General features: G+C 59.7%; 9 protein-coding genes. 5 read left to right on the forward strand and 4 right to left on the reverse strand.

All coding sequences use genetic code 11. The features are described 5' to 3' along the window. Positions 1-229: 229 nt before the first annotated feature. Positions 230-2,971: an aconitate hydratase AcnA gene (gene acnA, locus CKW15_RS05580; RefSeq protein WP_095151790.1), complete on the reverse strand. Its 2,742-nt coding sequence runs from the start codon at positions 2,969-2,971 to the stop codon at positions 230-232. A 222-nt stretch (positions 2,972-3,193) separates the two neighbouring features. Between acnA and rlmM the strand changes: the two genes are divergently transcribed. Beyond that, complete coding sequence (rlmM, locus tag CKW15_RS05585) at positions 3,194-4,267, forward strand: 23S rRNA (cytidine(2498)-2'-O)-methyltransferase RlmM (protein WP_095059423.1); 1,074 nt, start codon at positions 3,194-3,196, stop codon at positions 4,265-4,267. A gap of 466 nt (positions 4,268-4,733) precedes the next feature. After that, positions 4,734-4,985, forward strand: coding sequence for a sulfurtransferase TusA (gene tusA / locus CKW15_RS05590; RefSeq protein WP_095059424.1), 252 nt, complete (start codon positions 4,734-4,736; stop codon positions 4,983-4,985). A 47-nt stretch (positions 4,986-5,032) separates the two neighbouring features. Here the strand turns inward: tusA and CKW15_RS05595 are convergent, their stop codons facing one another. Continuing rightward, on the reverse strand, positions 5,033-6,382 hold the full coding sequence (locus CKW15_RS05595; protein WP_095151791.1) for an MATE family efflux transporter: 1,350 nt from the start codon (positions 6,380-6,382) through the stop codon (positions 5,033-5,035). A gap of 241 nt (positions 6,383-6,623) precedes the next feature. Here CKW15_RS05595 and pdxB point away from each other — a divergent pair, with 241 nt between their 5' ends. Next, entirely contained in the window at positions 6,624-7,766 is a 1,143-nt protein-coding gene (gene pdxB / locus CKW15_RS05600; RefSeq protein ID WP_095151792.1) for a 4-phosphoerythronate dehydrogenase PdxB, read from the forward strand. 112 nt (positions 7,767-7,878) lie between these two features. Here the strand turns inward: pdxB and CKW15_RS05605 are convergent, their stop codons facing one another. Beyond that, positions 7,879-8,058: a PA1571 family protein gene (locus CKW15_RS05605; RefSeq protein WP_095059427.1), complete on the reverse strand. Its 180-nt coding sequence runs from the start codon at positions 8,056-8,058 to the stop codon at positions 7,879-7,881. A 247-nt stretch (positions 8,059-8,305) separates the two neighbouring features. Here CKW15_RS05605 and CKW15_RS05610 point away from each other — a divergent pair, with 247 nt between their 5' ends. Continuing rightward, positions 8,306-10,093, forward strand: coding sequence for an ABC transporter transmembrane domain-containing protein (locus CKW15_RS05610; RefSeq protein ID WP_177408838.1), 1,788 nt, complete (start codon positions 8,306-8,308; stop codon positions 10,091-10,093). Between the two features lie 111 nt (positions 10,094-10,204). Here the strand turns inward: CKW15_RS05610 and CKW15_RS05615 are convergent, their stop codons facing one another. Then, positions 10,205-12,133: a transglycosylase SLT domain-containing protein gene (locus CKW15_RS05615; RefSeq protein ID WP_095059428.1), complete on the reverse strand. Its 1,929-nt coding sequence runs from the start codon at positions 12,131-12,133 to the stop codon at positions 10,205-10,207. 213 nt (positions 12,134-12,346) lie between these two features. Between CKW15_RS05615 and CKW15_RS05620 the strand changes: the two genes are divergently transcribed. Then, positions 12,347-14,260: an ATP-binding cassette domain-containing protein gene (locus CKW15_RS05620; RefSeq protein ID WP_095151793.1), complete on the forward strand. Its 1,914-nt coding sequence runs from the start codon at positions 12,347-12,349 to the stop codon at positions 14,258-14,260. The last annotated feature ends 38 nt before the right edge of the window (positions 14,261-14,298 follow it).

A 14,298-nucleotide genomic window follows, 5' to 3' on the forward strand; every position in this document is an offset into this window, starting at 1 on the left:
GGTGCTCGCGGCGGCTAAAAGCTCAGAAATAAGCGGATGATCTGATCGTTTTGGTCGATTCGCCGTTTTCAAAATCAGCGGAGGCTGAAGTCAGCCAGAAAAGCGTGACTACTTCAGACCATCCCTAAGTCTTTGCAGGGATTATGTTCGTGAACATAAAGGCGCGATTGTACGGGGTAGCGTCCAAACAAAAACACCGCCCTCGGGCGGTGTTTTTAACAACTGTGGATTACGACGCAATCAACTGCCGCAACACATAATGCAGAATCCCTCCTGACTTGAAGTATTCCACTTCATTCAATGTATCAATCCGGCACAACACTTCGATTCGCTCGCGGGTGCCATTCTCGCGGGTGATTTCCAGTGTCAGATTCATCCGCGGCGTCAGTTCGACGCCGGTCAAACCGAGGATGTCCAGCGTTTCCCGGCCGGTCAGTTTCAGGCTCTGGCGGTTTTGATCCAGCTTGAACTGCAAGGGCAGCACACCCATTCCCACCAGGTTGGAGCGGTGGATCCGTTCGAAACTCTCGGCGATGACGGCTTTTACACCCAGCAGATTGGTGCCCTTGGCAGCCCAGTCGCGGCTTGAACCGGTGCCGTATTCCTGGCCGGCGATCACCACCAACGGTGTGCCCGCAGCCTGATAACGCATGGCCGCGTCGTAGATCGGCATCTTTTCCATGGTCGGGATGTAGAACGTGTTGCCGCCTTCTTCGCCGCCAAGCATTTCGTTGTGAATGCGGATGTTGGCGAAGGTGCCGCGCATCATCACTTCATGGTTGCCACGACGCGAGCCATAAGAGTTGAAGTCCCGTGGCTCCACGCCCTTGTCACGCAGATATTGCCCTGCCGGGCTGTCGGCCTTGATGTTGCCGGCCGGGGAAATGTGATCGGTGGTCACCGAGTCGCCGAGCAGCGCGAGGATCCGTGCACCAGAGACATCCTTGACCACGGGCGGCGGGCCAGCAATGTCATCGAAGAACGGAGGATGCTGGATGTAGGTCGAATCGTCCTGCCAGACATAGGTCGCCGCTTGCGGGACTTTGATCGCTTGCCACTGTTCGTCACCGGCAAACACTTCGGCGTATTCCTTGTGGAACATGGCCGTGTTGACCTGGTTCACCGCGTCAGCGATTTCCTTGCTGCTTGGCCAGATGTCCCGCAGATAAACCGGGTTGCCGTCCTTGTCTTCGCCCAAGGGTTCGCGGCTGATGTCGATCCGTACCGTCCCGGCCAAGGCGTAGGCCACCACCAAGGGCGGGGAGGCCAGCCAGTTGGTTTTGACCAATGGATGCACGCGCCCTTCGAAGTTGCGGTTGCCCGACAGCACCGATGCCACGGTCAGGTCGGCTTGCTGGATAGCTTTTTCGATCGGCTCCGATAACGGTCCCGAGTTGCCGATGCACGTGGTACAGCCGTAACCGACCAAGGCAAAACCCAGCTCATCAAGGTAGTGCGTCAGGCCTGCCGCTTTGTAGTAGTCGGTGACGACTTTCGAGCCGGGCGCCAGTGAGCTTTTCACCCATGGCTTGCGCTTGAGGCCTTTTTCCACGGCCTTCTTTGCCACCAACCCGGCGGCCATCATCACGCTCGGGTTTGAGGTGTTGGTGCAGGACGTGATCGCGGCGATGACCACGGCGCCGTTTTTCAGGCGATAGGTCTGGCCTTCGTAGTGGTAATCCGCTTCACCGGCCAGATCGGCGTTGCCGACGGCGACACCGCCACCGCCCTCGCTTTCGAGTCGGCCTTCTTCCTTGCTGGTGGGCTTGAACTGCAGGTCAGTGAAGTCGCTGAACGCTTGCGCAACGTTGGGCAGTGAAACGCGGTCCTGTGGACGTTTCGGTCCTGCCAGGCAGGCTTCGACGCTGGTCATGTCCAGCGCCAGGCTGTCGGTGAACACCGGTTCCTGGCCCGGAAGGCGCCACAAACCCTGAGCCTTGCTGTACGCCTCAACCAGTTTTACGGTCTCGGCGGGGCGGCCGGACAGGCGCAGGTAGTCCAGCGTCACCTCGTCCACCGGAAAGAAGCCGCAGGTGGCGCCGTATTCCGGGGCCATGTTGGCGATGGTCGCGCGGTCGGCCAATGGCAGGTCGGCGAGGCCGTCACCATAGAATTCTACGAATTTCCCCACCACGCCTTTTTTGCGCAGCATCTGCGTCACTGTCAGCACAAGGTCAGTGGCGGTGATGCCTTCCTTGAGTTTGCCAGTCAGTTTGAAACCGATCACTTCGGGTATCAGCATCGACACCGGTTGCCCCAGCATCGCCGCTTCCGCCTCGATACCGCCGACACCCCAGCCGAGGACGCCGAGACCGTTGATCATGGTGGTGTGGGAATCGGTGCCGACCAGGGTGTCGGGGAAGGCATAGGTGCGACCGTCTTCATCTTTGGTCCACACCGTGCGCCCCAGGTATTCCAGGTTCACCTGATGGCAGATCCCGGTGCCCGGCGGCACCACGCTGAAGTTATCGAAAGCACTTTGGCCCCAGCGCAGAAAGGCATAGCGTTCGCCGTTGCGTTGCATCTCGATGTCGACGTTCTGCTCGAAGGCGCTGCTGGTCGCAAATTTGTCGACCATCACCGAGTGGTCGATCACCAGGTCGACGGGGGAGAGCGGGTTGATGCGTTGCGGATCGCCACCGGCCTTGGCCATCGCCGCGCGCATGGCGGCCAGGTCGACCACGGCGGGCACGCCGGTGAAGTCTTGCATCAGGACCCGCGCCGGGCGGTACTGGATTTCGCGATCCGAGCGACGCTCCTTGAGCCATGCGGCAATCGCCTTGAGGTCGGCGCCGGTGACGGTCTTTTCGTCCTCCCAGCGCAGCAGGTTTTCCAGCAGCACCTTCAGCGACATCGGCAACTTGTCCAGATCGCCCAGGGTCTTGGCGGCTTCCGGCAGGCTGAAATAGTGGTAGGTCTTGGTGTCGACTTGCAGTTCTTTCAGAGCGTTCAGGCTATTGAGGGACAGCATTACGATCACTCCTGTGAGTCCGCACGGTTACGGACTGAGGGGACGGGCAGAGCCTTAAACCTAGTCCTGTTTTCAGTAGCTGGCTAATAACTGGACTCTATGGGCAAGTTCAAGGTTCCGAACTCGGCTATCATGCGCGGGTTTTCGTGACAGGCTTTGCTTTAGAGCAAGTCTGGGCATCGCGCAGTGGCTGAAATTGGTCGCCATTGCCCAGGAGTAAGAATGAACACCCTTTTTATGCATTGCCGACCAGGCTTCGAAGGTGAAGTCTGTTCCGAGATTTCCGACCTCGCCGCGCGTTTGAACGTGGCCGGTTATGCCAAGGCCAAGACTGCCAGCGCCTGCGCCGAATTTGTCTGCACCGAAGAAGACGGTGCCGAGCGCCTGATGCGTGGTCAGCGTTTCGCCGATCTGATCTTCCCGCGCCAGTGGGCCCGGGGAATTTTCATCGATCTGCCGGAAACCGACCGTATCAGCGTGATCCTCGCGCACATGGCCGACTTTCCGCTGTGCGGCAGCCTGTGGCTGGAGATGGTCGACACCAACGATGGCAAAGAGCTGTCGAACTTCTGCAAAAAATTCGAAGTGCACTTGCGCAAAGCGCTGATGGCCGCCGGCAAACTGGTGGAAGACGCACACAAGCCGCGTTTGTTGCTGACGTTCAAAAGCGGTCGTGAAGTGTTCATGGGGCTGGCGGAGTCGAACAACTCGGCGATGTGGCCGATGGGCATTCCCCGTTTGAAGTTTCCTCGCGAGGCGCCGAGCCGTTCGACGCTCAAGCTGGAAGAGGCGTGGCACCACTTCATCCCGCGTGACCAGTGGGACGAGCGCCTGCACGGTGACATGACGGGCGTCGACCTCGGTGCTGCGCCGGGTGGCTGGACCTGGCAATTGGTCAACCGCGGCATGCTGGTCACTGCCATTGATAACGGTCCGATGGCCGAAAGCCTGATGGACACCGGCCTTGTACAGCACTTGATGGCCGACGGTTTCACCTTCAAGCCCAAGCAGCCGGTGGACTGGATGGTCTGCGACATCGTCGAGAAACCGGCGCGCAACGCCGCCATGCTCGAAGAGTGGATCGGCGACGGGCATTGCCGCGAAGCGGTGGTCAACCTCAAGCTGCCGATGAAGCAGCGCTATGCCGAGGTCAAACGCTTGCTGGAGCGGATTGCCGACGGCTTCAAGGCGCGGGGCATTCGGGTCGAGATCGGTTGCAAGCAGCTGTACCACGACCGCGAAGAAGTGACCTGTCACCTGCGCCGGCTGGATGTGAAGAAACCGAAATCCCGCTGAACGATGAGTCGACGGACAATGCATAACCTGTAGGAGCCGGCTTGCTGGCGAAGGCGGCGGCACATTTGGCAGGGCGTACCTGACAGTACGCCTTCGCTGGCAAGCCAGCTCCTACAGAAGAAGGTGAAGTTCCGTTCAACGATGAGTCGACGGACAATGCATAACCTGTAGGAGCCGGCTTGCTGGCGAAGGCGGCGGCACATTTGACAGGGCGGTGCCTGACAGAACGCCTTCGCTGGCAAGCCAGCTCCTACAGAAGAAGGTGAAGTTCCGTTCAACGATGAGTCGACGGACGATGAATGATCTGTAGGAGCCGGCTTGCTGGCGAAGGCGGCACATTTGACAGCGTGGTGCCTGACAGTACGCCTTCGCTGGCAAGCCGGCTCCCACAAAAGCTGGCGTTACGCCAGAGATGACCGAGTACCCGGCAATGCGCGACAATGTCGGCCAGTTTCAGGAGTGAATCATGAGTGAAATGCTTGATACGCCGGTAGACGGCACCCTCGATGCCACCGGTCTCAACTGCCCGGAACCGGTGATGATGCTGCACCAGCACATCCGTGACCTGGTGCCTGGCGGTCTGCTCAAGGTAATCGCCACTGACCCGTCGACCCGTCGCGACATTCCCAAGTTCTGCGTGTTTCTCGACCATGAACTGGTGGGGCAGCACGAAGAGGCGGGCACCTATCTGTACTGGATCCGCAAGAAGTCCGTTTGACGCAAACAAAAAAAGACCTGCGAAAGCAGGTCTTTTTGTCTGTGCGATCACCCCGCCGAGTGGCTAAGTCGAATTCGTTTGCGTGCACTGCGCGTCAGTCGAATCGACAGCATCAGCGCCGCGCAACTCAGGCCGGCAATCAACCCTTCCCACAGCCCGTTCGGGCCACTCGCCGGACCGAACAAATCGGTCAGCCCCAGCACGTAGCCGACTGGCAGGCCGATGCCCCAATACGCGAACAGTGTCAGGATCATCGTTACCCGAGTGTCCTGATAGCCACGTAGCGCGCCCGCGCAAATCACCTGGATGGCATCGGAAAACTGGTACAGCGCGGCATATACAATCAACATCGACGCAATCTGGATCACGGCCCTGTCAGGCGTGTAGATCGAGGCGATTTGTTCGCGCAGGAGCAGAATCAGGGCCGCCGAGAAGGCCGCGAACACCAGTGCCGCGCCGAGCCCGACTTTCGCTGCGAAGCGCGCCTGATACGGATTTCCGGCCCCCAGTGCCTGACCGACCCGCACGGTCACCGCCATGCCCAGCGAGTAAGGAATCATGAACAGCAGCGAGCTGATGTTCAGGGCAATTTGATGCCCGGCCACCACGGTCGAGCCGAGGCTGCCGATCAGCAGGGCGATGACCGCGAAGATGCTGGACTCGGCGAAGACTGCAATACCGATCGGCAGGCCAATGCTGATCAAGCGCTTGATCACGGCCCACTTCGGACGGTCGAAGCGCACCAGCACACGCGTGCGTGCATAAAAAGGAGCCCAGAAGGTCCAAGCCGCCATGCTCAACGCCATGAACCACATCACGATGCCACTGGCCCAGCCGCACCCGACGCCACCCAGGGCCGGTGCACCGAAATGGCCATAGATCAAGGTGTAGTTCAGCGGGATGTTCAGCAATAGCCCGCACAAGCCAATGACCATGCTCGGGCGGGTTCGACCCATGCCATCGCTGTAGCAGCGCAATACGTAATAGAACGCCATGCCCGGCAAGCCAAAGGCGATCCCGTGCAGGTAACCCATGCTCGGTTCGATCAACTGCGGATCGACTTTCATCCAGTGCAGGATCGGTTCGGCGGCGAGCAGCAGGCCGCTGCCGATCAAACCGACACACAGGGCGAGCCACAATGCCTGGCGCACCAGTGGGCCGATCTCGTCAAGGTGACCGGCGCCAAAGCGTTGCGCGACCTTGGGTGTAGTGGCCAGCAGAACGCCAGACATCAACAGGTAGACCGGAATCCAGATCGAGTTGCCCAGCGCCACCGAAGCAAGGTCCCGCGGGCTGACGCGGCCGGCCATCACGGCATCGACGAAGCCCATGGCCGTGGTGGCCAGTTGCGCAATCATGATCGGCAGAGCCAGGTTGAGCAGGCCTTTGAGCTCCATGCGTACGGGCGTCGTGCGCGGGGTATCAAGGGTGATGGTGTTTTGAGTTGCAGGATTCAATGGCGAAACGTCCAAAAAGTGTTGATGCACAGGCGCGCATTCTACGCGTTGACGCGGCGGTCAGGAAAAGACCTGTGTTGCGGATTTGTAAACCCGGTTTCTGTGGCGAGGGATGTGCAATGCTCACTGGCTCAGTATGGCCATCTACGCCTACACTGCCGGTCCGCCAAAGGAGCCTGCCATGCTGATTGTTGCCGACGAAAATATCCCCCTGCTCGATGCGTTTTTTGAAGGTTTCGGTGAAATCCGCCGAGTGCCGGGGCGTTCGATCGACCGCGCTACCGTCGAGCAGGCCGATGTGCTGCTGGTGCGTTCGGTGACCAACGTCAACCGCGCGTTACTGGAAGGCAGCAAGGTGCGTTTTGTCGGCACATGCACCATTGGCACCGATCATCTGGATCTGAAGTACTTTGATCAGGCCGGCATCACGTGGTCCAGCGCCCCGGGGTGCAATGCCCGCGGTGTGGTTGACTACGTGCTCGGCAGCCTGCTGACCCTGGCCGAAATCGAAGGCGTCGACCTGACCCAGCGTACTTATGGCGTGGTCGGCGCCGGTGAGGTGGGCGGGCGACTGGTCAAGGTCCTGCTAGGTCTTGGCTGGAAAGTGCTGGTCTGCGACCCGCCTCGGCAAGCTGCGGAAGGCGGCGATTTTGTCAGCCTGGAACAGATCGTCGCCGAATGCGATGTGATCAGCCTGCATACGCCATTGACCAAGCAAGGCTCGCAATCGACCTGGCATCTGTTCGATGAAGAACGTTTGAAGCGACTCCGCCAGGGTGCATGGCTGATCAACGCCAGTCGCGGTCCGGTGGTGCACAACTCCGCCTTGCGCGATGTGTTGCTGGAGCGCGAAGACCTGCAAGCGGTGCTCGATGTCTGGGAAGGCGAGCCCGAGGTCGATGTCGCGCTGGCCGAACTGTGTGTGCTGGCGACGCCGCACATTGCCGGTTACAGCCTCGATGGCAAGCAACGTGGCACGGCGCAGATCTACCAGGCGTATTGCGACTTCCTCGGGCAACCGGCCCAGGTCAGCTTGAGTGATTTGCTGCCGGCACCGTGGTTGTCACACGTGACCTTGAATGCACAAAGCGATCCGGCCTGGACGTTGGCGATGCTGTGCCGTGGCGTGTACGACCCGCGCCGCGACGATGCAGATTTCCGCCGCAGCCTTGTAGGCAGTGTCACCGAGCAGCGTGCGGCGTTCGATAGGCTGCGCAAGAATTATCCGTCGCGCCGTGAGATCGATGGATTACAGGTGCGGATCGAAGGGGATGCGCCGGTGTTGCAGCGGATTGTGGCGGCGTTGGGGGCAACGGCAATCTGATCGACCGTGGTGGCGCCCTTCGCGAGCAGGCTTGCGAAGGGCGCCACAGTCCTGAGTAAAAGACATAAAAAACCCGGCCAACTAGGGCCGGGCCAAGAAGACGGTGGCTATATCACTGTTGTTCGGCAGGCTTGACCAATCGCTTTTCCAGTTCGCTGCATGCTTGCTGGATCATTTCTTCAGTGATCGGTACTTCGCGGCCATTTTCATCAATAATCGAGCAACCCAGGGACTGGTCTGGCTGCGTGCGGATCACTTGAATCTTGTCATCGCTGCTGTTTTGCAAGGACATGGCCTGTCTCCTCATCAGGTTGTTTAGTGACTGTAGAACCGCCAGGTGACCGGGCTGTGACAACCTGCGACGATCTTCCGGACGGTAGAGCCAGTCCACCAGAAATGCCCTCGGATGGCTACCCGAACTTTAGACCAATAGCATCTAGGCTCTAGTCGCTGTCGACATAATTAACCTCACTCATTGTGATTTACGCAGCGCTTTCAATGGCGCGGTGTAGGCTGAAACCCTTGACTCAATGTTCTGGATGATTGCGATGCTCTCTGCCCGTCACCGCCGTGCAATTCGCCTGGCCAGTCGTTTCATCGTGCCGTATCGATGGCACGCGTTCGGTGCGTTGCTCGCATTGATCGTGACCGCGGGCATCACCCTGTCCATGGGGCAGGGCATTCGATTGTTGGTGGATCAAGGGTTCATGACCCAGTCACCACATCTGCTCAACCAGTCCATCGGTTTGTTCATGCTCTTGGTGATGGGGCTGGCGGTCGGCACGTTTGCGCGTTTTTACCTGGTGTCGTGGATCGGCGAGCGCTGTGTCGCCGACATTCGTCGGCAGGTGTTCAACCATCTGATTTACCTGCATCCGGGGTTCTACGAAGACAACCGCAGCTCCGAGATCCAGTCACGATTGACCGCCGATACCACGCTGCTGCAATCGGTCATCGGTTCTTCACTGTCGCTGTTTTTGCGCAATCTGTTGATGGTCATCGGCGGGATCGTTCTGCTGTTTATCACCAACCCCAAACTCACCAGTATCGTGGTGGTGACCTTGCCATTGGTGATCGCGCCGATCCTGATTTTCGGTCGCCGCGTGCGCAATCTGTCGCGACTGAGTCAGGATCGGATTGCCGACATCGGCAGCTATGTTTCCGAAACCCTCGGTCAGATCAAAACCGTACAGGCCTATAACCATCAGGCTCAGGACGAACGTCGTTTCGCCGTGACTGTGGAAGAGGCATTCGACACGGCACGTAAACGCATTTTTCAGCGGGCCTGGCTGATCACCCTGGTGATTGTGTTGGTACTGGGCGCGGTCGGGGTGATGCTCTGGGTGGGTGGCATGGATGTCATTGCCGGGCGAATTTCGGCGGGTGAGCTGGCGGCGTTTGTCTTTTACAGCCTGATCGTCGGCAGCGCGTTCGGTACCTTGAGTGAAGTGATCGGCGAGTTACAGCGCGCGGCCGGGGCGGCGGAGCGGATTGCCGAGTTGCTGCGCTCGGAAAACATCATCCAGCCACCAGCGACCGATCTGGTGAGCTTGCCCGAGCGCGTGAAGGGCGACTTGATCCTGCAGGATGTGCGTTTTTCCTACCCGTCGCGACCCGAAAGTTATGCCGTCGATGGCTTGAGTCTGACGATCAACGCCGGTGAAACCCTTGCTTTGGTCGGGCCGTCCGGTGCCGGCAAATCGACGGTGTATGACCTGCTGCTGCGTTTTTACGACCCGGCTCACGGGCGTATTTTGCTCGATGGCGTGCCCCTCACACAGCTTGATCCATTGGACTTGCGTCGTTGTTTCGCCTTGGTCTCGCAAACCCCGGCGCTGTTTTTCGGCAGCATCGAAGAGAACATCCGCTACGGCAACCCGTCGGCAACCTTGGCCGAGGTTCAGAACGCGGCAAAAATTGCCTATGCGCACGACTTTATCGAGGCCATGCCCAACGGTTATCAGACCCACCTGGGTGATGGCGGGCTCGGTTTGTCCGGCGGCCAGCGCCAACGACTCGCCATCGCACGGGCGCTGTTGGTCGATGCACCCATTCTGTTGCTCGATGAAGCCACCAGCGCCCTCGATGCCCAGAGCGAACACCTGATCCAGCAAGCCTTGCCAAGCCTGATGAAAAACCGCACCACCCTGGTCATCGCCCATCGCCTGGCCACGGTAAAAAACGCCGACCGCATTGCAGTGATGGATCAAGGAAAACTGGTGGCGGTGGGCACGCATCAGGAGCTCATCGCCAGTAATGCGCTGTATGCGCGGTTGGCGGCGTTGCAGTTCAACAACGATAAGACAGAATTGGATCTCCACCTGTAGGAGCTGTCGAGAGAAACGAGGCTGCGATCTTTTGATCTTCACTTCATTGCCATCCAATAAAAAATGCCCACATCGATTGATGTGGGCATTTTTTGTAACCGGCATTACCGATTATTGATCATCAAAATACCGCTCGTGCCAATCCACGATCGGTTGCGGCAAGTTGAGCTTCTCACCATAGATCACCGAATACGACAGCACGTTTTGCACGTACTGACGGGTTTCGTCGAACGGGATGCTTTCCACCCACACGTCGAAACTCAAGTGATCGGCCCCGCGCAGCCATTGGCGCACGCGGCCCGGGCCGGCGTTGTAGGCGGCGGAGGCGAGGACGCGGTTGCCGTTGAACTGGCTGTGCACCTGGCTCAGGTACGCGGCGCCGAGCTGGATGTTCTTGTCCGGGTTGAACAGTTGCTGTGGCGAGCTGTAGGGAATGCTGAACTTGCGGGCGGTTTCCTTGGCGGTGGCGGGCATCAGTTGCATCAGGCCCGAGGCGCCGACCCCGGAGCGGGCATCTTCCATGAAGGCGCTTTCCTGGCGAGTGATGGCGAACGCCCAGCTCGGATGCAGGCCGCGACTCTTCGCTTCACGCACCAGCGTGTTGCGGTGGGCCATCGGGAAACGGATATCCAGATCGTCCCAGTATTGCGCCTGGCTGATGGTGCGAATGGCCGGGAAATACCATTTCAGGTCGTAAGCCAGTTTCGCCTGGGCAACCATCTCATCACGGCTGAAGTGGCGGCTGACGTGGTACCACTCGCGGCGACCGTCGACGACTTGCCCGCGAGCGTGGAACTCCAGGGCGCGACGTATACCGGGGGTATTACGCACTTTGTTGATCAGTGCCTGGCTCATCACCAGCGGTTTGTTGTTCAGCGAGTACGGGGACTGCGAGCGATCCGCAGCGAGGAAGCCATAGAAGTCACGCTCGCGAGCCACGGCCCGATAGAGGGTCTGGGCTTCCGGGTTCTGCGGTTGCGCCAGTTCCAGGCTGCGGGCCTGCCAGTAGCGCCAGCGATTGGTAGTGGCCAGTTCTTGTGGCACGCGGCGGGTCAATTGATAGGCATCGTCCCAATGCGCCAGGCGCAGAAGCAGACGCAAGCGCCATTCGGACACGGTGTTGTCGCGCAGTTCCGGGTCGTACTTGGTCATGACGTTCAGGGCGCGACCGTCGAAACGTTTGGCGAGGGTCAACCCTATTTCACGGGCGATCGCGACTTTTTCATCCCGAGAGAAATGCATGCTGCTGGCGTACCCGTCGAGCAGGTTCATCGCCTTGTCCGGGTCCTGACGGGCCAGGCGACGCAGGCCGAGGCTGACCACGTCGGCCATGGCTTCATCGGCTGGCGTGAATCGCGATGGCTGGTTGAGCAGTTCCGGTTTCTGCGCCACGTCGATCAGCAAGCGACCGCGTGGGGTGAGGGTGGAGAGGCCGTTGACCAGGCTGTTGGCCAGCGGATAGTTGCGCGCCTGGGCGGCAAGCTTGACGCGTTCCCAGCGTTTTTGCTCGGTCAGTTGCCCCTCGGCGGCCCACATGCTGAACAGCGAGTCACAGGCTTCCGGCTGGGATTTGCCCGTCAGCCAGAGCTTGTTGGCGTTGGCGTAACCTTCGGATTTGAGATTGTGGCTGATCTGGTATTGCGCGTTCAGGCAATCCAGTTCGGTGAAATTCATTTTCGGATCGTAGTACTTGACGAAGGTCGCCCAGTCGCCGCGGTCGGCCAGCCAGCGTAACCAGCGCAGTTTCATCCAGTTCGCTTGTGGCAGGTCGCCATGCTCGGCAAGGAACTTCTCGATTTCGGCGTTGCTTGCGGTTTTCAGGCGTGCGGTCAGTTCGTCGTAGGCCAGATAGGGTTCCAGCGGATAATCGGCGAGCGCCTGGCTGTACCGGAAGTACGGCCCGGTATCACCCTTGGCCAAGGCACGCTTGGCTTCATCGTAATACTGGCGTTGGGTGGACAGGTCCACCGCCTGGGCGGATTGAATCGCAGTGGCTGTGAGTAAAAAACAGGACAATAGATTGAAAAGGCGACTGCGCATGAGACGTCCAGGCAGAGAAAACATGACAAGTGCGGGTCGGGCCCGCACTGAATTATCTGTAGCTTAGCCTTTTGCCAGCAGCCGGCGAAAGCTTTGCGGGTCTGTCTGCATCAGTTCGCAACATTTGTCATTCAGAGTGCTACGAGAGTGAAATAGCCGGCCTTCTGAAGCCTCAAGTCAGGTAGAATGCGCGCCCGGTTTTTGGAGAAGCTCATGACCCTGCTCAAATTCAGCGATGTGTCCCTTGCTTTCGGCGCTATGCCGTTGTTGGACAAGGTGTCCTGGCAGATCGCCCGTGGAGAGCGGGTGTGCATCATCGGCCGCAACGGCACTGGCAAGTCCAGCATGATGAAGCTCGTCAAGGGCGACCAGAAGCCGGATGACGGCTCCGTTTGGCGTGCACCCGGCCTCAAGATTGGCGAATTGCCGCAAGAATTGCCGGTGGCCGACGAGCGGACAGTGTTCGACGTGGTGGCCGAAGGCCTGGACGGCGTCGGCGCGCTGCTCGCCGAATATCACCACCTGAGCCAGAACATCGTCACCGATGCCGATCTGGACAAGTTGATGCACGTCCAGCACGACCTCGAAGCCCGTGATGGCTGGCGCTTGCAAACGCTGGTCGACAGCACGTTGAGCCGCCTGCAACTGCCGGCCGACAAGACTCTCGCCGAATTGTCCGGCGGCTGGCGTCGCCGCGTCCTGCTGGCTCAGGCCCTGGTTTCCGAGCCGGACCTGCTGCTGCTCGACGAGCCGACCAACCACCTGGACATCGGTGCCATCGCCTGGCTCGAAGAAGCGCTGAAGGATTTCCAGGGCGCCGTGCTGTTCATCACGCACGACCGTTCGTTCCTGCAAAACCTCGCGACCCGCATCCTCGAACTGGATCGCGGCGGCCTGATCGACTGGAACGGCGACTACGCCAGTTTCCTCGTGCATAAAGAAGCTGAACTTGCTGCTGAAGCCACGGCCAACGCGCTGTTCGACAAGCGTCTGGCCCAGGAAGAAGTGTGGATTCGCCAGGGCATCAAGGCCCGCCGTACCCGTAACGAAGGTCGTGTCCGTGCCCTGAAAGCCCTGCGTGTCGAACGCAGCGAGCGTCGTGAGCGCACCGGCAAGGCCAACATCCAGCTGGATACCGCTGACAAGTCCGGCAAGCAGGTGATGGTGCTCGAGAACGTGAGCTTCGCTCACCCGGGCGGCCCGTTCCTGATCAAGGATTTCTCGATGGTGTTGCAGCGCGGCGACCGCATCGGTCTGCTGGGCGCCAACGGTACCGGCAAGACCACGTTGCTGAAGCTGATGCTCAGCGGCCTGCAACCGACCAGCGGCAAGGTGGAAGAGGGCACCAGGATCGACGTTGCCTACTTCGACCAGTTGCGCCATCAGCTGGACCTGGAAAAGACCGTGATCGACAACGTCGCCGAAGGTCGCGACTTCATCGACATCGACGGCCAGAGCCGTCACGTGCTGAGCTACCTCGGCGACTTCCTGTTCAGCCCGCAGCGTGCCCGCACGCCGGTCAAGGCGCTGTCCGGTGGTGAGCGTGCCCGTCTGTTGCTGGCCAAACTGTTCAGCAAGCCGGCGAACCTGCTGGTCCTCGACGAACCGACCAACGACCTCGACGTCGAAACCCTGGAATTGCTCGAAGAGGTCTTGCTGACCTTCAACGGCACCGTACTGATGGTCAGCCACGACCGGGCATTCCTCGACAACGTGGTCACCAGCACGCTGGTCTTCGAAGGTGAAGGCAAGGTTCGCGAATACGTCGGTGGCTATCAGGACTGGCTGCGTCAGGGCGGTTCGCCGCGTCTGCTGGGCGTGACCGAGAGCAAGTCCGGCAAGGCCGACTTGAACTCTGCGGTAGTGAAGGCAGAGCCTGCGCCGGAAGCCGTCGAAGCACCGGTTGCAAAGAAAAAGCTCAGCTACAAGTTGCAGCGTGAGCTGGAAGCATTGCCGGGCGAGATCGAAGCGATGGAGCAACAGATCGCTGCGGTCGAAGCGCAAATGGCGGATGCGGGTTTCTACCTGCGCCCTGCGGCCGAAACCGCGGCAGTGATTGCTCAGTTGGCGCAGTTGCAGGCTGAGCTCGAGGTAATGGTCGAGCGTTGGGCCGAGCTGGATGCCTGATTGATTCGGTAACAAAAAAAAGCCCGGCGCTCAGTGAT

The organism is Pseudomonas sp. Irchel s3b5, from assembly GCF_900187435.1.
Taxonomy (GTDB): Bacteria; Pseudomonadota; Gammaproteobacteria; order Pseudomonadales; family Pseudomonadaceae; genus Aquipseudomonas.